The sequence below is a fragment of the uncultured Vibrio sp. genome, from assembly GCF_947488985.1.
Lineage (GTDB): Bacteria > Pseudomonadota > Gammaproteobacteria > Enterobacterales > Vibrionaceae > Vibrio.
This window is the reverse complement of record NZ_CANLBV010000062.1, coordinates 1-22,764: the sequence shown is the minus strand read 5'-3', so window position 1 is coordinate 22,764 and position 22,764 is coordinate 1. Positions and strand designations below refer to the sequence as shown.

At 43.6% G+C, this 22,764-nt stretch carries 24 protein-coding genes; 11 read left to right on the top strand and 13 right to left on the bottom strand.

What is annotated here, in order from left to right; all coding sequences use genetic code 11:
• Window positions 1–106 precede the first annotated feature (106 nt).
• On the bottom strand, window positions 107–706 hold the full coding sequence (locus Q1A70_RS13560; RefSeq protein ID WP_299692225.1) for a hypothetical protein: 600 nt from the start codon (window positions 704–706) through the stop codon (window positions 107–109).
• A gap of 135 nt (window positions 707–841) precedes the next feature.
• Between Q1A70_RS13560 and Q1A70_RS13555 the strand changes: the two genes are divergently transcribed.
• Window positions 842–1,144 (top strand): DUF1496 domain-containing protein, encoded by a 303-nt coding sequence (locus Q1A70_RS13555; RefSeq protein WP_299692228.1) that lies wholly within the window; start codon window positions 842–844, stop codon window positions 1,142–1,144.
• A 45-nt stretch (window positions 1,145–1,189) separates the two neighbouring features.
• Here the strand turns inward: Q1A70_RS13555 and Q1A70_RS13550 are convergent, their stop codons facing one another.
• On the bottom strand, window positions 1,190–1,489 hold the full coding sequence (locus Q1A70_RS13550) for a YfcZ/YiiS family protein (RefSeq protein ID WP_299692231.1): 300 nt from the start codon (window positions 1,487–1,489) through the stop codon (window positions 1,190–1,192).
• Between the two features lie 529 nt (window positions 1,490–2,018).
• On the opposite strand from Q1A70_RS13550, the gene Q1A70_RS13545 reads away from it, so the two are divergent.
• On the top strand, window positions 2,019–2,480 hold the full coding sequence (locus Q1A70_RS13545; protein WP_299692234.1) for a TetR family transcriptional regulator: 462 nt from the start codon (window positions 2,019–2,021) through the stop codon (window positions 2,478–2,480).
• A 443-nt stretch (window positions 2,481–2,923) separates the two neighbouring features.
• Here Q1A70_RS13545 and Q1A70_RS13540 read toward each other — a convergent pair whose 3' ends face one another.
• The 6 genes from Q1A70_RS13540 to Q1A70_RS13515 form a co-directional block, all read right to left on the bottom strand.
• Window positions 2,924–3,706 carry a heme ABC transporter ATP-binding protein gene (locus tag Q1A70_RS13540; protein ID WP_299692236.1) on the bottom strand — a complete coding sequence of 261 codons (783 nt, stop codon included), beginning with the start codon at window positions 3,704–3,706 and terminating at the stop codon, window positions 2,924–2,926.
• Entirely contained in the window at window positions 3,706–4,743 is a 1,038-nt protein-coding gene (locus Q1A70_RS13535) for an iron ABC transporter permease (protein WP_299692239.1), read from the bottom strand. The genes Q1A70_RS13540 and Q1A70_RS13535 overlap by 1 nt, the downstream gene beginning before the upstream one ends.
• Before the next feature lie 101 nt (window positions 4,744–4,844).
• Window positions 4,845–5,735: an ABC transporter substrate-binding protein gene (locus Q1A70_RS13530; protein WP_299692242.1), complete on the bottom strand. Its 891-nt coding sequence runs from the start codon at window positions 5,733–5,735 to the stop codon at window positions 4,845–4,847.
• A 163-nt stretch (window positions 5,736–5,898) separates the two neighbouring features.
• On the bottom strand, window positions 5,899–6,312 hold the full coding sequence (locus Q1A70_RS13525) for a biopolymer transporter ExbD (protein ID WP_299692245.1): 414 nt from the start codon (window positions 6,310–6,312) through the stop codon (window positions 5,899–5,901).
• The gene (locus Q1A70_RS13520) at window positions 6,309–7,010 is read right to left on the bottom strand and encodes a MotA/TolQ/ExbB proton channel family protein (protein ID WP_299692248.1); all 702 of its coding nucleotides are present in this window, start codon (window positions 7,008–7,010) and stop codon (window positions 6,309–6,311) included. Before Q1A70_RS13520 ends, Q1A70_RS13525 begins: the two co-directional genes overlap by 4 nt.
• 2 nt (window positions 7,011–7,012) lie before the next feature.
• Window positions 7,013–7,816 (bottom strand): energy transducer TonB, encoded by an 804-nt coding sequence (locus Q1A70_RS13515; protein ID WP_299692251.1) that lies wholly within the window; start codon window positions 7,814–7,816, stop codon window positions 7,013–7,015.
• A gap of 161 nt (window positions 7,817–7,977) precedes the next feature.
• Between Q1A70_RS13515 and hutW the strand changes: the two genes are divergently transcribed.
• The 4 genes from hutW to Q1A70_RS13495 all read left to right on the top strand — a co-directional run bounded on the left by hutW (window position 7,978) and on the right by Q1A70_RS13495 (window position 11,337).
• The gene (hutW, locus tag Q1A70_RS13510; protein ID WP_299692254.1) at window positions 7,978–9,387 is read left to right on the top strand and encodes a heme anaerobic degradation radical SAM methyltransferase ChuW/HutW; all 1,410 of its coding nucleotides are present in this window, start codon (window positions 7,978–7,980) and stop codon (window positions 9,385–9,387) included.
• Window positions 9,388–9,445: 58 nt separating this feature from the next.
• Window positions 9,446–9,967 (top strand): heme utilization cystosolic carrier protein HutX, encoded by a 522-nt coding sequence (hutX, locus tag Q1A70_RS13505; protein WP_008215687.1) that lies wholly within the window; start codon window positions 9,446–9,448, stop codon window positions 9,965–9,967.
• Window positions 9,968–10,086: 119 nt separating this feature from the next.
• Window positions 10,087–10,617 (top strand): heme utilization protein HutZ, encoded by a 531-nt coding sequence (hutZ, locus tag Q1A70_RS13500; protein WP_004731858.1) that lies wholly within the window; start codon window positions 10,087–10,089, stop codon window positions 10,615–10,617.
• A 159-nt stretch (window positions 10,618–10,776) separates the two neighbouring features.
• Window positions 10,777–11,337, top strand: coding sequence for an ATP:cob(I)alamin adenosyltransferase (locus Q1A70_RS13495; protein WP_299692269.1), 561 nt, complete (start codon window positions 10,777–10,779; stop codon window positions 11,335–11,337).
• A 92-nt stretch (window positions 11,338–11,429) separates the two neighbouring features.
• On the opposite strand, the gene Q1A70_RS13490 is transcribed toward Q1A70_RS13495, so the two are convergent.
• Window positions 11,430–12,344 (bottom strand): chemotaxis protein, encoded by a 915-nt coding sequence (locus tag Q1A70_RS13490; protein WP_017630084.1) that lies wholly within the window; start codon window positions 12,342–12,344, stop codon window positions 11,430–11,432.
• Window positions 12,345–12,625: 281 nt separating this feature from the next.
• On the opposite strand from Q1A70_RS13490, the gene ppiC reads away from it, so the two are divergent.
• Together ppiC and Q1A70_RS13480 are read left to right on the top strand one after the other, a co-directional pair.
• Window positions 12,626–12,907 carry a peptidylprolyl isomerase PpiC gene (ppiC, locus tag Q1A70_RS13485; protein WP_299692297.1) on the top strand — a complete coding sequence of 94 codons (282 nt, stop codon included), beginning with the start codon at window positions 12,626–12,628 and terminating at the stop codon, window positions 12,905–12,907.
• A 284-nt stretch (window positions 12,908–13,191) separates the two neighbouring features.
• Window positions 13,192–14,577, top strand: a complete 1,386-nt coding sequence (locus Q1A70_RS13480; protein ID WP_299692273.1) for an alpha-amylase family glycosyl hydrolase — start codon at window positions 13,192–13,194, stop codon at window positions 14,575–14,577.
• Window positions 14,578–14,797: 220 nt separating this feature from the next.
• Here the strand turns inward: Q1A70_RS13480 and Q1A70_RS13475 are convergent, their stop codons facing one another.
• Both Q1A70_RS13475 and Q1A70_RS13470 read right to left on the bottom strand, forming a co-directional pair.
• Complete coding sequence (locus Q1A70_RS13475) at window positions 14,798–16,168, bottom strand: YjiH family protein (protein WP_299692276.1); 1,371 nt, start codon at window positions 16,166–16,168, stop codon at window positions 14,798–14,800.
• A gap of 245 nt (window positions 16,169–16,413) precedes the next feature.
• Window positions 16,414–16,833 carry a GFA family protein gene (locus tag Q1A70_RS13470; protein ID WP_299692279.1) on the bottom strand — a complete coding sequence of 140 codons (420 nt, stop codon included), beginning with the start codon at window positions 16,831–16,833 and terminating at the stop codon, window positions 16,414–16,416.
• A 96-nt stretch (window positions 16,834–16,929) separates the two neighbouring features.
• On the opposite strand from Q1A70_RS13470, the gene Q1A70_RS13465 reads away from it, so the two are divergent.
• The 3 genes from Q1A70_RS13465 (at window position 16,930) to Q1A70_RS13455 (ending at window position 19,586) form a co-directional block, all read left to right on the top strand.
• Window positions 16,930–17,583, top strand: coding sequence for a hypothetical protein (locus tag Q1A70_RS13465; protein ID WP_299692282.1), 654 nt, complete (start codon window positions 16,930–16,932; stop codon window positions 17,581–17,583).
• 126 nt (window positions 17,584–17,709) lie between these two features.
• The gene (locus tag Q1A70_RS13460; RefSeq protein ID WP_299692285.1) at window positions 17,710–18,015 is read left to right on the top strand and encodes an isoamylase early set domain-containing protein; all 306 of its coding nucleotides are present in this window, start codon (window positions 17,710–17,712) and stop codon (window positions 18,013–18,015) included.
• A 278-nt stretch (window positions 18,016–18,293) separates the two neighbouring features.
• Complete coding sequence (locus tag Q1A70_RS13455) at window positions 18,294–19,586, top strand: peptidoglycan DD-metalloendopeptidase family protein (protein ID WP_299692288.1); 1,293 nt, start codon at window positions 18,294–18,296, stop codon at window positions 19,584–19,586.
• 250 nt (window positions 19,587–19,836) lie between these two features.
• On the opposite strand, the gene Q1A70_RS13450 is transcribed toward Q1A70_RS13455, so the two are convergent.
• On the bottom strand, window positions 19,837–21,669 hold the full coding sequence (locus tag Q1A70_RS13450) for a bifunctional diguanylate cyclase/phosphodiesterase (RefSeq protein WP_299692291.1): 1,833 nt from the start codon (window positions 21,667–21,669) through the stop codon (window positions 19,837–19,839).
• Between the two features lie 374 nt (window positions 21,670–22,043).
• Window positions 22,044–22,715, bottom strand: coding sequence for a hypothetical protein (locus Q1A70_RS13445; RefSeq protein ID WP_299692294.1), 672 nt, complete (start codon window positions 22,713–22,715; stop codon window positions 22,044–22,046).
• Between the last annotated feature and the right edge of the window lie 49 nt (window positions 22,716–22,764).

Genomic DNA, 22,764 nt, shown 5'->3' with positions numbered 1-22,764 from the left:
TCGAGGCTGTCCATAGCGTCTTTTTTCACGAAGAAGTAACAGCCTCAATTAGATCATATTTTTACTTAGATTGGTATGAGATCTAGCATTAAAGCTTGAGCCTGAATTATCGAGCGACTGCGCCACCGAGCTCTAGATTAGTTGGCCAAGTCGTGACAGTGTTGCCACCTAAGTAGATGTTGCCTTTGACTGTCATGGTGTCGGGAAACGCAGTGAGCGCAGAGCCACCTATATACAAGTCTCCCTCTATGACAATGCCGTTGGGTAGCTCGGTTAAAGGGGTACGAATCACGCTTAGATCACCTCTTACTCGAAAGCCATTTGGCAGTTTCTGTAGCGGGGTATCGGTGAAGTTAATAAAACCGCCCACACTCACTTGGCCTGGCCAACGGATAATCTGACTGCCCATAAAATCGGCGTAGCCCTTTATCTTAATCCCTGCAGGGACATGAGTTAATTGGCTGTTAGAGGCGTTCAGGTTGCCATCAATGTCTAAGCCTTTAGGTAGGCGTGTGATGGCAGTATTTTCTATATTAAGGTTACCATCGACCACTAAGCCTGTAGGAAGCGATGTATAAGGCTTGTTACGTAAGTATAAGTTTCCGTAATTATCGAGATGGTTCAATATTTGATACTGTTCGAGAGGCTCTGCACTGATATTTGCTATGGTTAAAGAGCCGATAATAAGTGCAATTCTTTTGGGCATAACAGGCTTCTTATTACGTTAGACACTCACACTATAATCGAAAAATTATTCTCGTATAGCATTTTACCCACTTGTCGCAAGGTGACAAAGGCATAATGTGATTAAACAGGAATAATAAGCAATGGTAGAGAAATCATGACTGGATTAAATAGACACATTGTTAATGGTGCTTTGGTAGTGGTTTCATTGCTTGTTTCAATGTCTGTGAATGCCAACAAGGTTATTTCGACACCGGCGAAAGCGGGCGTGTTGGTCACTCAAGGCACTCTGCAGCAACGAATTTGTTACTACGCTGATAAGGCCTATAGCATAGGGGCTGCGTTAGAGGTCAGTGGCGTTGTGATTCAATGCGCGCCAGAAAATGATTTTGAGAAAAACGGGTCGCTGGCTTGGGTAGAGATAAAAAAGACGATTAATAACAACCACTTAATAAGATAGAAGATAGGTATTATTCGTCTTTTAATAACAGTATGAATGCTTAGATTAACGTGCTAGAGAGCGGCTCTTAAGTTCAAAGATAATTTTCTCAGCACTGACTTCAAATTTAAATCGTGCATTTAATTCAGTACTGTCTTCTGTCACCTCTGAAGCTTCAAATTCAACATTGCTAGACACTTGCTTAGCAAGCTCTACGTATTTAGCATACTCGGCTTCAATAAGCGCTTTAGAGTTACCATAAACCGTTACTTCAGCAACATCATCGCCTTCTTTAATGATGAACCCGATTTCACCTGCGCAGCCGCAAGCTTCACATACATCGTTGTTACTCATATCTTGGCTCATAAATAGTCCTTTTACTAATTCTGAGGTCATTCTAACGAGCAATTTGAGCAGTATCCACAAAAATAAAAATCTTTGAACAAATTTTTACTAGGATGCTATGTTGTTTGGTAAGCTGACAAATGAACTATGTAAATTTTTGTCGATAAATATGTATGTGATGTGAGTCACAACTTGTAGTGAGGCAATGTTATTAATTTGTCAGGATATCATTCAGTTAGTTGCGTTATGAATGATTTTGTTAGAGTATTTATTGCTTGATAAATATTTAAATTACGAATCTTTCGTTGGGTGTTTCATTGATTAAGTCGGTCTTTAAAATTATCGGCTTAGAATAGTAGGGTGCTTTCGAAGGGCTGACAGGCAAGGTACTCAAAGAGCCAACAATGCCTAATTGCTCATAAAAAGTAGTTGTAGGCAGGTAAATATCAGTGCTTACCAACAATACCTTACTCATATAATACCGATAACGATTTTCATTCTGACTTCATTTGATTAAGTTAGATGGGTGTACAAAGAGAAGAGCCTGAATATGCCAAAGCGTAGTAAAGAAGATACAGAAATCACAATTCAGAAGATCATGGATGCCGTTGTCGATCAGTTACTAAGAATGGGCTATGACAAGATGTCATACACAACGCTGAGTCAGCAAACGGGTGTTTCTCGTACCGGTATAAGCCACCATTTTCCAAAGAAAACCGATTTTACCGCAGCGCTAGATGGACGAATTTTCAAGATGTTCGTGGAACATATTGATTTTGACAACGGTCTGGATGCATTCTCCGCTAGTTGGGTGACCGCACTTGAAGATGCTGAGTTCTTAGCTATCTTACGTTTACTTTTCCATCACATCGTTACTGCTGAAAGCGCACATGAGTTCGCGGCAAACGGTATTGATCGTCTATACAAACTGACTGAAACTCAGTTTGGTGATACTAGCGGTAAAGAACTAGAGTGGTTGATTGGTAAATCATTGATTCGTATGAGCCAATAATCAAAATACAATGAAAAAAGCTCCTGAGGGGGCTTAATTGTGCCTGTCGTTTGTTCGCATGCTCTTCTTCTATCGTATTTACCGTTCTTTCTTTATCTACTTTTTTGTGTCCAAGTCTTTATTTCTTGTCTTTTTAACCGCTTGCATTTATGCCCTTCCTTTGCTCCCACAGTTAAAAGCTAAGTAACTCTAATTGATAATGTTCATTTATAGAGCCTCAAAAGCTCGGAGTGAGACGTTTTGGGGGGCATTGCTATGGTTGCTAATAAAATCAAGTTTAAGGTGATATAGAGGCTATAAACCATAAAAAGCCTCTATAAAATAGAGGCTTAGAATAACTTAATTGTTATTAGGGCGTGTTGACCTTTCGCTGCAAAAATTAGCTCGAAAGGTCAACACGGCCTAGGAACGAATGCTCAAAGCGAATAGGTTCTAAATCGAGTCTATTGGGCGGGGTGAACCTGTGGGAAGCTCATGGTTGGGTGCTTTTCTATAATACTTTTGTAGCCGTACACATCCTCAATCATAGAAGGTTCAAGCGCCTCCCAAGGGCTGCCATCGCAAACCAAATTACCGTCTTTTAATACTACCAGTCGGTCGGAATACTGAGCCGCTAAGTTTAGGTCGTGCAAAACCACGATAACGGCGGCATTGTGGTTGTCTGCTAGTTCTCTCGCGATTTTTAAAGTGTTGTGCTGGTGGGCGAGATCCAGTGCTGATGTCGGTTCATCGAGCATTAATATGCACTGGTCCCCAGAGTGGTGAAGTTGAGTTAACACTCGAGCTAAGTGTACTCGCTGTTTTTCACCGCCAGATAGGGAAGGGTAGAGCCTTTCACTCAGGTGAGTGACATCAGCCACATCCATTTTTTGGCTAGCGATACTCGTGAGCTGTTTATTGGACTCTTGCAGAGGAATACCACCAAGCTCGACAACTTCGTGCGCCAGAAATGGGAAGGTTAACGTACTGTGTTGAGGAAGCATCGCTAAATGTTTCGCCAACTTCTGCGAAGGCCACTTGTTTTTGGTGTGTCCAAAATACTGGATATCACCCGTGCTCGATATCTCCTGACATAAAGCTTTAAGCAGTGTACTTTTTCCTGCGCCGTTTGGCCCAAGCAGTGTTGTTACCTTTCCTGCTTCAATCTCAATAGAAACGCCATCTAAAATCACTTTACTGCCGAACTTTACTTCGATGTCGGTTGCTTTTAACGCTGCAGGAAACATTAAAGGATTCTCCCTTTCTGTTGAAATAGTAGATACAAGAAGAATGGAGCGCCGATGATTGCTGTGACAATACCTACTGGCAACTCAGCTGGTGCCAGCGCCACGCGAGAGAACATGTCTGCTGCGGTTAGTAGTAATGCGCCTAGAACCGCTGATAGGGGGAGTAGAACTCGATGATCTGGGCCCGCTAACATGCGACCTAAATGAGGGATAACCAGTCCGATAAAACCAATCATGCCAGATAAACTAACCGTGATACCAACGCCCGCAGCTGTCAGTAGAATCAACTTTCTCTTTAGCTTTTGTACAGGAATACCAAGGTGTTGTGCTTCTGATTCACCTAGCAATAGGGCATTCAAAGACATCGCTTGGCGATAGAACACGACAAACAGACCCATGAGCGTAACCGCAGCAAGCAAAATACCCGACCACTTTGCACCTGCCAGTGAACCCATCGACCATAGTGAAAGGTCACGCAGCATTTGGTCATCTGCAATGAAGTTTAAGAAGCCAATACCAGCACCAGAGAGCGCACTGATCGCCACCCCCGCTAACAGCATGATGGTAACAGAGGTTCCGAATTTACTCGTACCCAGCTTATAGACCAGCAGCGTGGTTAAGGCGCCGCCCAAAAAGGCAAACACAGGTACCGCTGCAAAGTTCATGAATGCAGGGTATTGAAGTGAAAGCTCAGAAAACAAAACGATAGCCAATGCAGCACCTAAAGCTGCGCCCGCAGACACACCTATGATGCCAGGTTCGGCAAGTGGGTTTCTAAACAAACCCTGCATCACTGCGCCACACAAGGCGAGGATTGCACCAATAAGCATGCACAAGATAGTTCTAGGCAAGCGAATCTCTTGAATCACTAAGTTGATGTGAGGTGCTAAGTCATTGTTTGGTTGAATTAAGCTTGTAGCGCTGTCCGCTAAGCTAATGTTCATTGGCCCAACAGTGATCGAATACAGTGCGACAAAGGCTAGGGTAGCACCTAGGCCCAACATCGACGTTTTTAGTGGGACGGAGCGTAACAACATAAAAGGGCCTCAATATCTATCGCTAACTTCGACCTCCTTCACCAACAGCGTGAGTCAGTTGGTGAAGGGAAGCCGCGATAGTAGAAAATAGGGTGGTCGAGTTATAGCGGGTAGATAAGTGCGTTTAGACGCTTAGCCTCAGAGAGGCTTTCTAAGCCAAGCCCGCCAACCAAAGCACTGCCATTTACGGTAATGATTTGCTTGTTCATACCTGCAGGCGTTGCCGCTAGCATAGGCAGTGATTTCAGGATGGCATCTGCGCCGCCTATTTTTTGATAACTACGGCCGCTTACTAAAATGACATCAGGTTGCATCTCAACGAGTGATTCCATTGAAAGTGGCTTGTAAGACGTTAAGCTATGAGCTGCAGGGTTGATACCGCCAGCTAACTCGATGATTGCGTTTGGTGATGTTTCACCGCCAGCAACGTTCGCAGGGCGACCTTCATGCAGTAATAGGAACAGAACTTTCTTCGCTTCGTTGCTTGGTACTTGATTCGATTTTAGTGCTGCGATTTTTTGATTCACTTCGGCTTTCACTTGCTTCGAGTGGTCTTCGGTATGGGTGATTTTTGCGATTTGGTCGATACGCTTTAGTAGCCCTTCAACGTTTGCTTCGGTATTTACAATCTCGACTTCGACGCCTGCAGATTTCAGTTGGGATATCGCGTTATCTGGTCCCATTTCATCAGAACCAATCAGTGTGGTTGGCTCTAAGGCAAGTAAACCTTCAGCAGACAGGTTTCTGTGGTAGCCAATCTTTGGTAGCTTTTCAGACTGTTGGAAGCGACTGGTCACATCAATACCCACTAATTGTTCTTCTGCGCCAAGCGCCAAAACTAATTCGGTAACGGCACTACCGGCACTGATGATGCGAGGTTGTTCAACGTCGTTTGCCATTGCAGTTGGCGCCGTCAATGCCAAGCTCATAGCGGCCACTGAAAGGAGATGTGTCTTGGTTTTTAATTTATTGAGCACGTTTAAGTTGTTCATAATAAGTTCTTTATATTTGTTTTGTATCGCGAAGATTCTCAGTGAGCAGTCCGTTCGCATTGTGAGTTCGAGTCGATAGAGAGGCTTAGCTCTGATTGTTTAGTCTTATCTGTCAGGAGCCAAATTTCATAAACGCTGGGCCTCGTGAAAATTGAGTCTTGTTTTAGCCATCGTCAGTGAGCAGTTGTGTCGCTGGAATTCCGTTCTCTTGAAGGAATGAAAGCAGCCTCACTAGGTTCTCCACGTTGGCTGCTTTATCCGCGCCAATGATGATCGGCTTTTTATCTGTTGAGCCTGTCTCTTCTAACAAGGCAATCTTGAAGTTTTCCCAGTCGATGTATTCTTGGCCGTTGATTGCCCAGTAGGGTTCATGGTCTAGAATGTTGACGCTAATCGAGTCTTTGTGGACTTCAGAAACGCTTTTAACGTCAGAACTCGGCAGTTCAACTTCCAGTGACTCAAGCTTTACTGATGCTGTAAGTAATAGAAAAACCATCACGATAAAAATGATGTCGAGCAGCGGTGTTAAGTCCGGCGCTAGGCTCTGTGTGTGAGATGAATGGGGCGTCTTAATCATGCTTGGCTCACATCACCAATAGAGGTTTTGTTGACCGGCTTACCTTGAGAATCATCAGATTGATTCGTTTGAATCGACATACCTTCTAGCCACACATTCACATAGTTCAGAGTATGTTCTAGCTGAGCAAGCACTCGGTCAGCCCAAAGACCTAATAGTTGTGCACCTGAAATTGCAGGAAGTGCGATCATCAAGCCTGCAGCTGTCGTTCTCATTGCTAATCCAAGGCCATCTGCCAGATCGTTCGGTGTGATGCTGCCTGTTGTCGCAGCAACACCTTTGAACATTTCAATAAGGCCAAGTACCGTGCCAAGCAGTCCAATCAGTGGACTAATCACACCGATTAAACCAAGCAGCCTTAGACCCGCGTGCAATTGGTGGCGTTTCTCTTGTAGCCAGATCCCCGCAGCATCTTCACGTAAACCTTTTGAGAAAGAGTGGTGAGCAAGCAACATCGATACACCCTTGTACAGTAGCGGTCGTTTACCTGAAATCGACTGAGCGAGCGCTTCAATCTCTTTGCTATTGGTTGGTGAGATCTGATTGAGCTCACGACGAATGGCACGTTTGCCAACGCCAATGCTTAGCATAACTTGGAAGACACGTTCTGCGATGATCATTGCTGTTAATGCAGAGCAGATAAGAAGAGGCCAAGTCATTAAGCCCAGTTGATCTTGTAAGTAACTGATTTGTTGCATGATTAATCCAACCTAAAACGAACAGGTATTTGTACTCGGTGAGCAATCGCTCGACCATTGACAGTATGAGGTGAGAATTTCCATTGTTTAATGGCGTCTAAAGCGGCGTTATCGAGCATTAGTGCGCCTGATGAATTTACTAATGCTTGTTTAATTTGTTTGCCTTCAGCGTCTAACCAGATCTCATAAGTAGCGACACCTTCAACGCCACGACGTCTGGCCTGGCGAGGATAATTCGGCGGGGTAGGGCGTGCATAGAAAGAAGGCTTAGTGACTAGCACCGGCTCTTGGTTTGATACGCCTTGGTTTACTTCCTGAGGTTGGTTGGCAGACTCGTCCATATTCTTATCGACTTTCTTGTCGGCTAGCTTCTCTGGTTGAGTAGCTGGTTCTGGGCGTTCTTTTTTCACGACCTTTTTCTCAGTCACAGGTTTCTTTTGAACCGGCTTCTTCTCGACTTTCTTTTCAACGACCTTTTTCTCTACTTTCTTCGGTTGAGGCTTATTGGTGATCGCTTTTTTCTTCGGTGTTGGTTTGGCTTGCTTTGGCTCAACGGCCTTCGGCTCGACAGGTTTAGGTTCGGCTTGTGAAACCGCCTCCTCAATTGGTTTGGGTTCAACGGGTTCTGTAACCGTTTTTTGCTGAGCTTGAGAAGGAGCGCTTTTAGGCGTGAAATTGATCGATACTGTGTTCGATTGGCTACCAGCAGGCATCGCAAACACTTTGGATTCTTGAGCGACAAACAATAGCGCCGCATGAATCACCAACGATGCACCGCCTGCAATAACATATCTAGGAACGTTCACAATCAATCCTTTACCAAATCAAAATTCTGTATCGGATTATTGCTTAGAATCTAAATAAGATCAATTATCAATTGCATTATCATTTGGCTCTATTTATGATTCTCTCAGTTTTTAGCGAATAGTCTTCCAGACTTTGCTATGTAAGTGTTTAGAGAGATTATATGAGTCTTAATATTTATAAATTTGACGAATCAATCTTGGGTGTCTCTAGCCCTGATCCGCTTCGTTTTGCGTTTGCGAAAAAGCATTCTGCACATGCCGGAGGAAGTTCAATTCCGGTCGACCCGAGCAAGAAGTTGGAGCTCTTTGATGAACTGATGCTAAGCGAAGGGAAGAAACAGGATAAGCGTTGCTTGTATATCCACATTCCTTTCTGCCGTGTGCGCTGTACGTTCTGTAACTTCTTCCAAAATGCCGCTAGCCGTAAATTAGTGGATGAGTACTTCGATGCTCTGATGGTTGAGTTGAAGCAAAAAGCCAAAACGCCTTGGGCTCAGTCTGGATTATTTCACGCCGTCTACATTGGTGGCGGAACACCTACCGATCTATCGCCTCAACAAGTAGAGCAATTAGGTAAAGCGATTCGCCAATACTTCCTGTTAGCAAACGATGTGGAAATGACTTTAGAAGGGCGCATCAATCGCTTTGGCGACGAGATGTTTGATCGTGCGCTTGAAGGTGGTTTCAACCGTTTCTCCTTTGGTATTCAAAGTTTCAACACTCAAGTTCGACGCAGTGCTAAGCGTCTAGATGACCGAGAGGTTGTGCTAGAACGTATCAGTTCACTAAGTCGTACAGAGCAAGCGCCAATCGTTCTTGATTTGTTATACGGATTACCGCACCAGTCTATGGAAGTGTTCCAACAAGATTTAGAAGACTACATGTCTACTGGCGCACACGGTATTGACCTCTACCAACTGATCGTTGCGGGCAATGCACCTATGCTTAATCTTGTTGAGAAAGGAAAAATCCCACCGCCGGCCAATACGCCTGATAAGGCGAGTATGTACTTGGCGGGTGTTGAGTTCATGGCTAAGCACAAGGTTAAGCAGCTGAGCGTGAATCACTGGACTCGCGATAACCGCGAACGCAGCATTTACAACAGCTTAGCGAAGACTTATGCCGAAGTGCTTCCAATTGGTTGTGGTGCTGGTGGCAACATTGGCGGCCACGGTGTGATGCAACATCGAACTTTAGACAGCTACATGGAGTCTATAAAACAAGGTCAGTTGCCGATTGCGATGATGACTAAGCAAAGCTCATTAGAGCCAATCTTCTCGACATTAAAAGCAGGCTTTGATTCTGGTGTTGTTAGAAGAAGTACGTTGCCGACCTTTATGGGACAAGACACGTTCGATTACTTGAAGCCTCTGTTCTCACATTGGGAAAAGAATGGCTTGGTTGAGCTTTCAGAAGACTATCTGAGTCTGACTATTGCTGGCAGCTTCTGGGCAGTAAGCCTGGCTCAGAGTGTGATTCAAGTACTTAACGCTGAATATCAAGCAATGCACCCAACGCCGAAAGCATCAGATTCGGGCGTTCACCCGCATGCAAGCTTGAAGCACGCTTAATATCGAATTTTTAATTTAAAACTTACGTAAATTACTCGTTTATACGGAAACATATTCAATGACAGATACAACATTAGAAATGACAGAAACTCTAGAACAACGTGTCGCTCGCATTCTAGAAGAAGAACCAAAACTGCTTCCTACTGCGATTGCTGAGAAGCTCGGTGTTTCAGAGGTTGAAGTGGTTGCTGCTTTTCCAAACGACATGGCAGTGATGTTAGATGGCAGCCGTGCTCAAGAAATTCTTGAAGGTTTAGTGGGTTGGGGCCCAGTGACTACAATCGTGCATTCATTCGGCTCAATCTTTGAAGTAAAAGCGCCGTTCCCTAAAGGTAAAGTAGCACGTGGTTACTACAACCTGATGGGCAAAGAAGGCGAGCTTCATGGTCACCTGAAACTCGACAACGTTAAACAGATCGGTTTGGTGAGCAAAGCGTTCATGGGTCGTGAAAGTCATTACTTCGGTTTCTTCAGTGAAACGGGCGAGAACATTTTTAAGATCTACCTAGGCCGCAACGAAAAGCGTGAGCTTATTGCCGACCAAGTAGAACGCTTCAAAGCGCTAAAAGCACAAGCTTAAACAGAATCAGCAGTAATAGTTAATAAGACATCAATGCTCGAGGATCGTTTAGTTCGCTAATGATCGCTCAACCTCGAGCAAAAATAATAAATCAGAGAAAGTGAATAAAGGAATTACCCATGGAACAGCAAGTAAAACAAGAACGTCTACAAGGTCGCCTAGGTCCAGAAATTAAAGAGTTTCGCCAAGAGCGCCGTACCCTTCAACTTGCAACGGTTGATGAAGAAGGTCGCCCAAACGTAAGTTACGCGCCTTTCGTTCAGAACCAAGAAGGTTACTTTGTTCTAATTTCTGATATTGCTCGTCATGCTCGTAACTTGAAAGCAAACCCTCAAGTGTCTTTGATGATGATTGAAGACGAAGAGAGCTCAAAGCAGCTTTACGCACGTAAGCGTTTAACGTTTGATGCGCAAGCGAGTGTTGTCGAGCGTGAAACGGAACTTTGGACTCAAGTGATCGGCCAGATGCAAGAGCGTTTCGGTGAGATCATCGATGGTCTGAGCCAGCTTCAAGATTTCTCTCTGTTCAACCTTAAAGCAGAGAACGGCCTGTTCGTAAAAGGCTTTGGTCAGGCATACCAAGTATCGGGTGACGATCTAGTAGACTTCGTTCACCTGCAAGAAGGCCACAAAAAAGTATCTAACGAGTAATCTCGTTTAACTGGTTATTTAATAAACCCTCCAATGTGAGGGTTTTTTTACGTCTAAAATCGTTGTAAACACACTAGCGTTGATGTGAGAAAAAGCAGACTAAATCAAAGAGTTTGGTATATTGGCGTCTGATTAATATTTATGTGTAAGGATCGCTACGTGAAACCAGTAAGTCGAGATTGGGACGAGTTCTGTTACCCGTTTATTTATGAAGACAGCCCTATCTGTGATTTTGAGATTCTATCGGACGAGCTTTGCTGCCGAGTTGGATTGGTTCTTTCATTGGAATTGGAACCACAAGTTCGTGAGATCCTGCAACGCTTGCAGCCGAATATCTATCATTTGAATGGTTCCGTACGTGGGAAGTTAGCGATTACTGAATCCGAACTGGTCGAGCTTAAGCAAGATTACCACCGTATCCGTGACCAGCTAGAAGGTGGCTTCAAAGGGTTTGTATTACCTGGCGGGAATCGAGTGTCGAGCGAGCTTCACTTGTGTCGTTGTCAGGCTAAGAAAGTGGTGCGAGCTTTGGTGAGCATTGAACACCATGAAAGCAAAAAATCACCAGAGCCGATTCTTTTTAAATACGCTAACTTAGTTGCGAACACACTGTATGCACTGGCGTCTTTCACTAATCATGTCAATGAGGTAGAGGAGGTGGAATTCGTGAGTAAGAGCTATTCGATGCCAAAAAGCTCTACGCCGAAAAAGAAAGGCTAACGATTAGCTCTACTTTGGTTAAGAGATAAAAAACCAAGAATTGAAGAAGCTAAACCATTGAACTTGATGTTGGTTTAGCTTCGTGAATAGCCTTAAGCAGCCGTAGAGGCGTCGTTTAAGACTTTTGCGCCGCGTAGCATGGCTTCGATTAACTCACCCGCATTGAACTTCTCAAGCGCTTCGTGAGCACCTACCTGATTAGCACGATCCACACAGATTTCACTCGATAGTGAGGTATGCAAAATACAGTAAGCATGGCTCAATGCACTGTCGTTCTGAACTTCAAACGCAAGTTCGTAACCGTCCAGTCCCGGCATCTCAATGTCACTGACAAGAAGGTCAATCGCTTTGCCTACGCTAGCTTGGCGACGCATGAGATCAATCGCATCCAAACCGTTATTACAGATGCTATAAGGAATGTTGATGCTGTCTAGGGCATCAGATAACTGCTTGCGCGCAATCAACGAATCATCCACCAACAAGATATTTAGCGCTTTTAGGCGCTCTCTTTCTACATCGGTTAGCATTGGAATATGCGCGTTCTCGTAATCTGGGTAGATCTTAGAGAGCAGCAGTTCGACATCGAGCATTTGCACGATACGATCTTCAAAGCGAGTAATGCCCGTCACAAATACATTGCGACCGACACTCGCTGGTGGCGATTCAATACTCTTCCAATCACATTCAATGATTTTATCGATTGAGCGAACCAAGAATGCCACGACCGTTCTTAAGCAGTCGGTTACGATGAGCACACAGTCATTATATTCAGCGGGTGTTATCGGGCGAAAGCCAATCGCCGCAGACATATCAATCACCGGAACGGTAAGATCTCGAATGGTTACCGTACCTATCACGTGGTGGTGAGAGTAGGGGATTTGGGTCATTGGCTGGAAAGGAACGATTTCTCTGACCTTGAGTGTGCCTATCGCAAAACTTTGAGTAAGGGATAGCTTGAACATCAACATTCCCTGTGACTGGCTTGCTTTACTGATCGGTTTGGCCATAAGTGGTTTCTGTATGCTGGACGCTTGATTGGTAAATAATAATTTAAAGGGAAACGGAAGCCGCAGCAAGTCACGATGAGGTTTTTAATGGCCTTTAAGGCAGTTGTTTTCGGTTATAGAGTGAAGAATAGCTGTTCGTAGGTTAAAATCACGCTAAACGCTGACTGTCGATGAATTTATGTCGATAAGATGTTAGTGGTATACAGATTTACAACAGTCAGTTCATTAGCGATGTTCTAAGCAACCGTCGTAAGTAAACTGGCAGCAACAAACTGAGAATTATTATGGCAAGAACAGCAGCAGCGCTTCATATTTTGGTGAAGCATAAAGAACTAGCAGAAGACATCATGACGCAGCTTAAAAAGGGCGCTAAATTTCAAACGCTAGCGAAGAAACATTCAACCTGTCCATCGGGTAAAAAGGGCGGCGACCTAGGCGAGTTTAAACAAGGTCAAATGGTGCCTCAGTTTGATAAGGTTTGCTTCTCTGGCGAGACACTAGTTCCACACCTTGTGAAAACAAAATTTGGCTGGCACGTCGTGAAGGTTCTTTACCGAACTTAATCATAAGCGTTTGATATGTTGAATAAAAGGAGCGTATTTACGCTCCTTTTTTCTTACATTTTGGATCGCTTTAAAAGCATAATGGTTGAGTGTTCACCCCAGACGCTGTTCGATAATAGGGTCTACGCCCTTGCCTATCCGCCGTGACTAATTAGTTGGAGGATGAGGGTTTTTAATCAGTAAGCCATATAATGAATACCATTCTAATGAAATTTATGCAGCTTTGCCTTTTAGCCTTGATACCTGATTTAGAAAGCTGTAAGTGAGTTTGGTAGGAGAACAACATGGAGAGTTCAGCTTTGTTAAGCAACCCAGCAACAGATGTCATACTGCACGCCTTTGACTGGTGCTACGCTGATGTAATGAAGAACGCCTCACTGATCCAAGAGTTGGGGTATAAGTCTGTTTTAGTCTCACCGTCGATGAAGTCGTTACGAGGTCCTAAAGGTGGTGAGCGTGATTCCGGCACTCAATGGTGGCAACGGTATCAACCCCAAGACTATCGGGTGATCGATAATCAACTGGGGGATACCCAAGATTTCATTGAAATGGTTAACACGTTAAAACAGCATGGGCTTCGTACCTATGTAGACGTGGTATTTAACCACATGGCCAATGAGTCGAGCATTCGTAGTGACTTAACTTACCCAAGCCAACAAGACTTAGCCGTTTATCACCAAGATCCTGACTATTACGAATCTATCCGTTTGTTTGGTGATCTTTCTAAACCTTTATTCGATGAAAACGATTTTGTTGAGGCGTTTGGTATCAAAAATTGGAAAGACACTTGGGAGGTTCAAAATGGGCGGATTACTGGGGGATCCAGCGATCCCGGCCTACCAACCCTGTTAGATAATGACAACGTGGTGGCGCAGCAGAGAGCTTATCTCAAAGCCTTGAAAGCTATCGGAGTGAAAGGGTTCCGCATTGATGCAGCAAAGCACATGACACTGGCACACCTGCGCAAAGTGTGGACCGATGATATTTGTGAAGAGATGCATATCTTTGGCGAGATCATTACCGATGGTGGTGCGACTGAGGAAGAGTACGAACTGTTCCTTGAACCATACCTAAAACACACTCGATTAGGGGCGTATGACTTCCCGTTATTTAACACCATCTTCAAGGCTTTTGAAGAGCAGGGCAGTTTTAAATCTCTGATCAACCCATACTGTTTTGGCCAAGCTCTGTCAAACATGCGCGCCATCACTTTTGCTGTGACCCATGACATTCCAAACAACGAGGTGTTTTTGGAACATGTGATGGATGAGGACAACGAGCGATTAGCTCACGCCTTTATCCTTGGTCGAGATGGCGGTGTCCCCCTTGTTTATAGTGAACTGAGTACCAGTGGTATTGTGGATAACCATGGTCAGCCTCGTTGGCTGAATGATTGGCAAGCGCCATACATGAAAAGCATGATTCAATTCCACAATCATGTTCATGGTGAAGCGATGCGTGTGGTTGAAGCAAACGATGATCTACTGGTGTTTGTTCGCGGCGATAAAGGCATTGTGGTGATCAACAAATCGAAGCGAAGCAAAACGGTATCACTAGCTTGGACAGGACCTGTAACGGATTTATTATCTGGGAAGGTGATTGAGTGTGTAGGCAAAACGGTCATCATCAGGATTGAATCTAGCCAGTGTATGATGCTGGTAACTCATTAGTTTTGGGTTTGCCAAGAGCGAACTTTAACTTATTGAGATTGTTGGATAAGGCTTGTGGGCTACAGACTTGTTCGATAGGGATTGAATAGCGAAAGATAAATTGAAAAGACCTGCTCATTAGATAGTTTCTGGTATCTAATGAGCAGGTCTTTTTATTGGTTGGTCAAATTAATGGTTGTTCAAAACTGCATTGTTAGGCGTTATGTCAGTATTCTTGGGTTTAGAATATGAGATGCGCAACACCAACAATCACTGGCAGCGTGATAATAGTACGCAGGATAAAGATGACGAATAACTCAAAGATATTGACTGGGATCTTACTTCCTAGAAGCAGCGCACCCACTTCTGACATGTAGATAAGCTGAGTGACCGACATTGCTGCAATAACGAAACGAGTCATCTCGTTGTCAATAGAAGCGGCCAGGATGGCTGGGATAAACATATCAGCAAAACCAACCACGATGGTTTCAGATGCCGCAACCGCTTCAGGTACACCAAGCAATTCTAGGTATGGGATAAAAGGCTGGCCCAAGAATGAGAATACCGATGTGTATTCGGCTATAACCAACGCAAGAGTACCTAGACCCATAACAACCGGTAGTACGCCAAATACCATATCGACTGCGTTACGAACGCCTTCACCAAATACAGATTTAGCAGACTTCACTTGAGATGCTTTATTTACCGCTAGCTCAAGACCCCAAGAGAACGTTGAGTGACCTGCTGGGACCGCGTCAGCGTCTTTGTGTGGCTTGCTGCCATCAATGAAAGTATCTTTCTTCATGCATAGTGGTGGAAGGCGAGGGATAATTACTGCTGCCACAATACCGGCTAAACAGATTGCTGCGTAGAAAGGTAGGAATAGGTGCTCTAGCTGTACTTGAGCAATAACCACCAAGCTGAACGTGATCGATACTGCTGAGAAGGTCGTACCAACCACAGCCGCTTCACGCTGAGTATAGAATTTATTCTCATACTGTTTGCTGGTAAGTAGGATACCAACGCTACCATCGCCTAACCAAGACGCCATACAGTCGATAGCACTGCGACCCGGAAGGTTGAAGATCGGACGCATAATTTTACTTAGCAAGGTACCAAACAGTTCCAATAGACCAAAGTTAAGCAGTAGAGGCAGCAGTAACCCTGCAAAAATAAAGACAGAGAATAGGGTTGGAAGTAGACCTTCTAATACCATGCCTCCAGTATTTTCTTCCCAAACCATTTCAGGACCGACTTGGTAGAAAGCCATGAACGCGGCAGCCCCCCCCATTACGCGAACGAGCAACCACAGTGGCGATGGATTGAAGAGGCCATTTAAAAATGAACTTGAGGTAATGAATGTAGGCTTGAAAATGGTGCTTAAAACGGAAGCTACAGCCATAAAAGCAACGATTGCAGTGATGATGGGAACTAAAATATCACCGAAAAGTGCTTGAATTGATTTCGCCAACACAGCAACAGGGATCGTAAGATCACCTTGATAGCTGATTGGAGCCATGAAAAGGAATAAACCAATCAATGATGGGATTAAGAAAACCCAGAAACTGCCTTTAGATTTCTCTGTGTTAGCAGCGTTCGTGTTGTTAGACATGTTATTGTTCTCGTATTTCTACACGTAAAAAAGCCACTTCCTTGGCATTTTTATTCACTAAACATCCGTATTTTCTTATTGGACGCAAGGTTACCTAGTATTGATGGTTCATGCAATACTATTCATCAATTACCGCTAAATATTCACAAGGCTTATTCTGCTTTATATTGAGAGTGTAGGATAAAATGTTGCAAGTGTTGTACGGATTGATGGTGTGTCAGTAAATGCTTGTCGCAATACTACCGCTAGTTGTAATGATTCATTTGGTGATCGAACTTAACCCAACCATGCTTCCTTTCTTCGTAGACGGAAAAACTCGGTAATGGAAAATCTCGTTCTTTAAAAAGCCCTAATGGAACGATATAAAAATCGGCTGAGGCAACGGATTGTAAGAGCATGGTGGTGCCACACTTAGGGCAAAACTGATAGGTGATTTCATTACCACTGTTACTGATGCGTGAGAAACAAGTGAGGTCGCCACTTAATGTCACCTGCTCTATCGGGAATCGAGCTTGTATACCGAATACACTTCCGGTGCGTTTCTGGCACTCGTAGCAATGACATACCGACGTGTGTTGAGGCTCACCTCGGCATACTAGGTTGGCGGCTCCGCAGCGGCATTCACAACTTCTGATATTTTTATCTTTAACTTGGTTGATATCCATTCATGCTCCACGTCTGGTTAAGACTGTATTGATAATTATACTAAAGCCCTTTATGGTCTGCACAACTGGATGAAAAACAAAAGAATATAATCGCTTATGAAAAAGAGAATCTTACCTATACCTCTGATTTTATTGATTCCAATTGCCATGCTCGCAGTGGTTATCGTAGCGGGTATTTATCGTTTTAGCTTAAGTGATGAAGAGATTTTAGCGAAATTTCCTTCCTCTCAAGTCAGTTATGACCCTGTTGTGGAAGCCATTTTCGATCTGAAGACGATCAATCCATGGACAATTAAGGTGCCTGAGACTAATGCGTACGCCTTTATTAATGAGGTCGATGAGCTTAAATCGTTAGCGTTTGGACGTTATGATTCAGGTCTAGAGCGAGGAATGGTGACCGTGGATACTCAAAGGCTCTCTGCTGTCACGCTGGGAGAGGCCCGTTTCTTTGTTGCTCCGATGGCGGTATCCAGTCAAGGTAGCGGCGTATTTCATTACCTTGGTCTGTTTAAATACGATCAACAGATAAGCCGCGTCGTGCTTATCGATCAACTTTTACTTGGCGATCGTGTGCAAATCCAGATTTTAGAGTTCGCCCAACATCCAGATTCTCAATCGCGAAATCAACTCGTTAGGGAAGGTTTTGTCGGCTTTACTCAGCATTCTACCACGCAATCATTTGCCGAAGCCCCTTCTGAAAAGCAGTTAATAAGCTTTTCTTTTGATACGCAATCAATTGATAAGCAATAACATTTTCGCTATTGTAAGGAATTGTTGTTTATGTGAGCTAAATTACATATTATCATCATTAGATGAATGAAATTTAGACACTCCCTATGCTTTGTGTCTGCTTACTTTTACAAATGGAGCTTGCGAATGATTAATAAACGATTTTTTAAAACGAAAGATGAAGTGGAAGTGACTTTTGAGCTAGAAGCTCAAGAGGCCAATTCAGTATCTATTGTTGCTGATTTTCTTGATTGGAAAGCCACACCAATGAAAAAATTGGCGAAAGGGAAAGTCTACAAATTTAAAACACGCTTACCTAAAGATGGTGAATTTCAATTCCGTTACCTTGTAGATGAGCAAGAGTGGGTGAACGATGCGAATGCTGATCGTTATATCCCGAATGAGTTTGGTGAAGACAACTGTTTGGTATCAACAGTCAACGCTTTACGGTAAAACATGGCTCGATGGGCATGATGTTATTTGCATGATGGATTCGTTTTGATTTACCGAACAGCATAAATCAATATAAAGCAGAGACATCGGGTTTCTGCTTTTTTATGTCAACATTTGGCGGCTAATTTTATTTTTAGCTAGGAAATGATTCAATCAAGATAACTCAATGACTTAGCTAGATGGAGTAGGATTCGCGTCATATTATGACAATATATTGATGATTTATACGTTTGAAAAGCATATCCTATGCGTTTTTATCGTAGAAAGACCTGTTCATCGTGTATTCAAAAATATTCTCCTCTCCGTTTGCTGAGCTTTCACCAGTAAAAAAAGTCGCGATTTTAGGATTGCCGCTTATTGCAGCAATCAGTGTCGCTTTACACTCTTCACCGTCACAACTGACGAAAACAATCGATCTTGATTTACCGGATTCAACGGTAATTGAGTCCATTTTGTCACCTTCATCTGAGCCTATTATTGAGCCGCCTACTTTTGAATATCAAATTCAAACCGGTGACAATTTGAGTAGCATCTTCACTCAGCTTGGGTTTTCATATACGTCGATGATGAGCGTGATGGAAACGGATTTAAGTTTCCTCGCATTGGATACGCTTCGCCCGGGCAATACATTGCGTTTCTGGCGTGATGAAGCGACCGGCGAGCTTTTCAAAATGGAACTTCGATTCAGCATTGCTGATAAAGTAGTTTATCGACGACTTGACGATGGTACTTATGAATTTGAAGATATTTCAATCCCCGGAGAATGGAAGCAACAGCCATTAGTGGGCGATATTCAAGGCAGTTTCTCACTGTCGGCGAACAAGGTTGGTCTAAATACTATCGAGATCGATCACATCGAGACGTTACTGAAAGACAAGCTGAACTTTAGCCGAGATCTCCGTGCTGGCGATCAGTTTGAAGTGTTACAAAAAGCTCAGTTTATTGATGGTGTTGCCACAGGGAAACGTGAAATCGAAGCCGTTAAAATTATGAATAATAACCGTATTGTGTCAGCCTATTTGCACAGTGACGGACAATATTACGATGCCAATGGCGATAGTTTGCAGCGAGCGTTTCAGCGTTACCCTGTGAGCAGTCGCTGGCGTCAAAGTTCTCAGTTTAACCCGAAGCGTTTGCATCCAGTGACAGGTCGAATTTCACCGCATAACGGTACAGATTTCGCGACTCCAGTCGGTACACCTGTACAGGCAGCTGGAGATGGTAAGGTTATCATGACGCGCAATCATCCATACGCGGGTAAGTACGTAGTCATTCAGCATGGTAGTACTTACAAAACACGTTACCTTCATTTGAGTAAGATTTTAGTTCGTAAAGGACAGGCGGTGTCTCGTGGTCAGCGCATCGGTTTGTCTGGTAAAACAGGTCGAGTGACAGGTGCCCACTTGCACTATGAATTGATTGAGCGTGGTCGCCCTGTCGACGCAATGAAAGCCAATATCCCAATGGCAAATTCAGTGCCTAACAAAGACAAAGCCACTTTTGTTGCGATGCGAAATAAAGCGGATAGGTTACTCGCGAAAGCGCTAGCTGAACAAGCGAATAACGGCTAGAGCCATAGAATCATTAGTGGACCTATCGCTATCGGCTCAGTTATAGCCAGCAACAATCAAACAGCCGCGAAGCTCACCTGAACACGTGAATGTTCAGTAAGCTTCGCGGCTTTTTAGATCCAAGTATTTGTGAAACTCATTGTGTTTGTGGGCGCTTATTAGCGTTTGTGCAGATGACAGAATTATTCATTCTTACCCTTGTCTAAATACAGAATATATAATGAGCTAACCAAGAGCCGAAGGTTAACAGTTAAGGGCTAACAGCTTCTGAGTGTGTAATACAGCCAATGATCTCTTCTGGCTGCATTGGGCGAGAATATAAATACCCTTGTATTTGACCGCAGCCCATCTCGTGTAATTTTTCAAGTTGTTCTTGCTCTTCCACGCCTTCTGCAATGATACAAACATCAAGTCTTTGTGCTAACTGGATAATTAACCAAACCACACTCTCAGACGTTGAGTTGGTCAGTAGATCTTTGATAAATATCGCATCAATTTTGATGCAGTCAATAGGGTAGCTATGGATGTAATTCAAACTCGAATACCCTGTACCAAAGTCATCGAGTGCAATAGTAAAACCTTGCTCTCTTAAATAATTGAGTGCGTTTTTGGTTTCTTGAGTTGGGCGGAGAAAAATCGTTTCCGTCAACTCAATAACAAACTCATTAGCTTTGAAATTATGCTGTTCAATGGTTTGAGTGAGGTAAGATATGTATCTATGAGAGTCAGTAAGTTCGTGAGCGGAACAGTTTAAACCAAGCTTAATTTTATAGCCTAAGCCTTGCTCTAACGTTTTTTTCGCATGACACGCTAATTCAATAATGCGTTCACCTAACTCGACGATCAGCCCGGACTCTTCCGCCACCTGAATAAACTCCATCGGCGAGATGTTCCCGTGTTCTTTCGTTTTCCAACGAGTGAGCACTTCGAAATACTCCCAACGTTTGTCTTGCTGGGCAACAATCGGTTGAACCATAATATACATCTCGCTGTTTAGTGAGAGAGAGTTTTCTAGTTCATTTCGTAAAGCGAGAACTAACTCAGTTTTTCTTTGATATCGAGATCTTAAGTGAGTGTCATAACATCGGATATGGGCACCGGGGTATTGTTTACACTCCTTTAAGGCTAGGCTGGTATTGAAGATGATTTGTTCAATGTCTTTATTGTCTCCTGTTGAGCCAGCCATACCGACGCTGATATCAAAGTCGATTCTCAGGTCGATACTGTTATACCCTTGTTTCACTTTTTCGACGATTTGCTCACAGAGAGCCGTAGGGTCGGCATAGTAGGTGATGAAAGCGAATTCGTTCCCTGCGGTTCTAAAGGTGAGATTATTTTCAGGGAGTGTTCGGCGCAAAATCTCAGCCAAATGTTGTAATACTTTGTCTCCGATATAATTACCGTACACATCATTGATTTCTTTAAAACTGTTGATGTCCAATATCGCTAGCGTGAATGGCGTTGAGCTCTGCTGAGTAATGGACTCCAACGTATCAGATAAGCAACTGCGGTTGAGTAAGCCCGTTAAGCTATCGTGTGATACTTCATAGCTGAGTTGATTGACCAGCTGTTCGGAACGGTCGTTGAACGCCATTTCTCGTAGGGTGTGGATAATGATATCTGAGAACAGCTGATGATATTTAATGACTTGCTGCTGCTGGGCATTGCTAAGTGGAGAAGTGAACGTAGAAAAAAGAACTCCCATGACTTCACCGCTTTGAGTCCGTGTTGGAATCGCAATGAAATCTTGTGAGGTAATCTCTTGCCTAAAGGCAGACGGTGGCAATGATTTGACAACGTATTGAGCAAATGAGCAATCAGGGTGATTTTGATTGACCGCTTGCTGATAGATTTTCCCGTGGCGCGGATTTATTTTGTCATGCAAGACGTGGTCAGAATGAGCAATGACTATCGGAAAAACTTGATCAGGGAAATATTTTTTTTCAACGATAGTTGTGTACTTAGTATCGAACATTTGATGCAAGAGCAGCACCGCCGATTCTAATAGGTCAATGCCTTCTAACTTAAGTAAACGCCCTATGCGCTCAGTGTCCATCATATTGTCGCACTTGTGTTGAGTCATAGTCACCATTCCAAGTTAACCAGATCCAGCGTGTAAGCCTGTAGTCTCATCCTATGCACGCTCATTAGTATGCGTTTGATTTATTATTGGTCGTGTTGCTTATTTTTTCAAATTTTAATGAACACTAGTTTGCATATTTTTTTACACGGTGCTGTAGATAGGGAAAAGCTCTAGCTCAGACTGTACTAATACTAATCGCAGTCAATAACGGGACCTGAGTTTGTTTTAAAAGCTCAATGATTTCGTTCTAACTTTTTATTTGGCTAAGTCAGCATTTTCAGACACGGAATGTTAAAAGGCTCGAAACATTGATGATGTTTCGAGCCTTTTTTTAGTTTTTTCGATTAATGGCAGCTATTTATTGCTGTGAAGCGTTATTTTGCGGTTAGCGAGAATGCGTCAACACGAATTTCGGTGCGTTTGCTGACATCACCGCTAATTGCAGAAGCATCGTCTATTTTCAACTTAGCAAAAATTGTAGCTGAAGTGTTGTTACCAGAGTTGAACTCTACTGCAACTTGACGGAAAGATTTTCTGTCACCATGAGGTGCATCGTTCATACTTGCTACATGGAAAGCTTGCTCTACGAGTTCTTGACCAGCTACATCAGTTGCACCAACGATCACGGATGTTGGAGAAGCAGCACCTTTTTTATCTTCCACATACAGAGACAAAATGTAGTCGCTGTTTGGCTTTAAGCCATTGACTTGTTGGCTAAGAGCGGGAGTTGCTGAAAAATCATCTGAGGCATTGATAAAGCGGATACGCACAGAGCCTTCATCTGCAAATGCAGACACCTTTGAGCTACCCACATCACCTAGGCCATTATTTTTGTCGGCGTGTTTTTTCCAAACGTCACTTTTACCGCTGTTAGCGCGAAATTCTACGATGTTTGGATCTGCTATTAGGTTGTCACCTGTCGCAACAGGCATAACCATGTTCGTATCTTCTGCTGCTGGGGTTACTGCCGTTGTATTGTCATTTGGCGAAGCGCAACCTGCTAGTAAACCTGCAATAGCTAGGGCGTGTTGATCTTTGCTGTACATTTCGCGTTCAACAATACATCGGTAGCCACATCAACATGAATGCCAGCGA

Excerpts from the sequence above, each read along its gene's own strand:
- Q1A70_RS13490 (WP_017630084.1), bottom strand. The coding sequence starts at position 12,344 with ATGGCCAAACCGATCAGTAAAGCAAGCCAGTCACAGGGAATGTTGATG.
- Q1A70_RS13530 (WP_299692242.1), bottom strand. The coding sequence starts at position 5,735 with ATGAACAACTTAAACGTGCTCAATAAATTAAAAACCAAGACACATCTC.
- Q1A70_RS13460 (WP_299692285.1), top strand. The coding sequence starts at position 17,710 with ATGATTAATAAACGATTTTTTAAAACGAAAGATGAAGTGGAAGTGACT.
- Q1A70_RS13470 (WP_299692279.1), bottom strand. The coding sequence starts at position 16,833 with ATGGATATCAACCAAGTTAAAGATAAAAATATCAGAAGTTGTGAATGC.
- Q1A70_RS13555 (WP_299692228.1), top strand. The coding sequence starts at position 842 with ATGACTGGATTAAATAGACACATTGTTAATGGTGCTTTGGTAGTGGTT.
- hutZ (WP_004731858.1), top strand. The coding sequence starts at position 10,087 with ATGGAACAGCAAGTAAAACAAGAACGTCTACAAGGTCGCCTAGGTCCA.
- hutW (WP_299692254.1), top strand. The coding sequence starts at position 7,978 with ATGAGTCTTAATATTTATAAATTTGACGAATCAATCTTGGGTGTCTCT.
- Q1A70_RS13445 (WP_299692294.1), bottom strand. The coding sequence starts at position 22,715 with ATGTACAGCAAAGATCAACACGCCCTAGCTATTGCAGGTTTACTAGCA.
- Q1A70_RS13540 (WP_299692236.1), bottom strand. The coding sequence starts at position 3,706 with ATGTTTCCTGCAGCGTTAAAAGCAACCGACATCGAAGTAAAGTTCGGC.
- Q1A70_RS13520 (WP_299692248.1), bottom strand. The coding sequence starts at position 7,010 with ATGCAACAAATCAGTTACTTACAAGATCAACTGGGCTTAATGACTTGG.
- Q1A70_RS13560 (WP_299692225.1), bottom strand. The coding sequence starts at position 706 with ATGCCCAAAAGAATTGCACTTATTATCGGCTCTTTAACCATAGCAAAT.
- Q1A70_RS13525 (WP_299692245.1), bottom strand. The coding sequence starts at position 6,312 with ATGATTAAGACGCCCCATTCATCTCACACACAGAGCCTAGCGCCGGAC.
- Q1A70_RS13535 (WP_299692239.1), bottom strand. The coding sequence starts at position 4,743 with ATGTTGTTACGCTCCGTCCCACTAAAAACGTCGATGTTGGGCCTAGGT.
- Q1A70_RS13550 (WP_299692231.1), bottom strand. The coding sequence starts at position 1,489 with ATGAGCCAAGATATGAGTAACAACGATGTATGTGAAGCTTGCGGCTGC.
- Q1A70_RS13475 (WP_299692276.1), bottom strand. The coding sequence starts at position 16,168 with ATGTCTAACAACACGAACGCTGCTAACACAGAGAAATCTAAAGGCAGT.
- Q1A70_RS13545 (WP_299692234.1), top strand. The coding sequence starts at position 2,019 with ATGCCAAAGCGTAGTAAAGAAGATACAGAAATCACAATTCAGAAGATC.
- Q1A70_RS13450 (WP_299692291.1), bottom strand. The coding sequence starts at position 21,669 with ATGACTCAACACAAGTGCGACAATATGATGGACACTGAGCGCATAGGG.
- Q1A70_RS13480 (WP_299692273.1), top strand. The coding sequence starts at position 13,192 with ATGGAGAGTTCAGCTTTGTTAAGCAACCCAGCAACAGATGTCATACTG.
- hutX (WP_008215687.1), top strand. The coding sequence starts at position 9,446 with ATGACAGATACAACATTAGAAATGACAGAAACTCTAGAACAACGTGTC.
- Q1A70_RS13465 (WP_299692282.1), top strand. The coding sequence starts at position 16,930 with ATGAAAAAGAGAATCTTACCTATACCTCTGATTTTATTGATTCCAATT.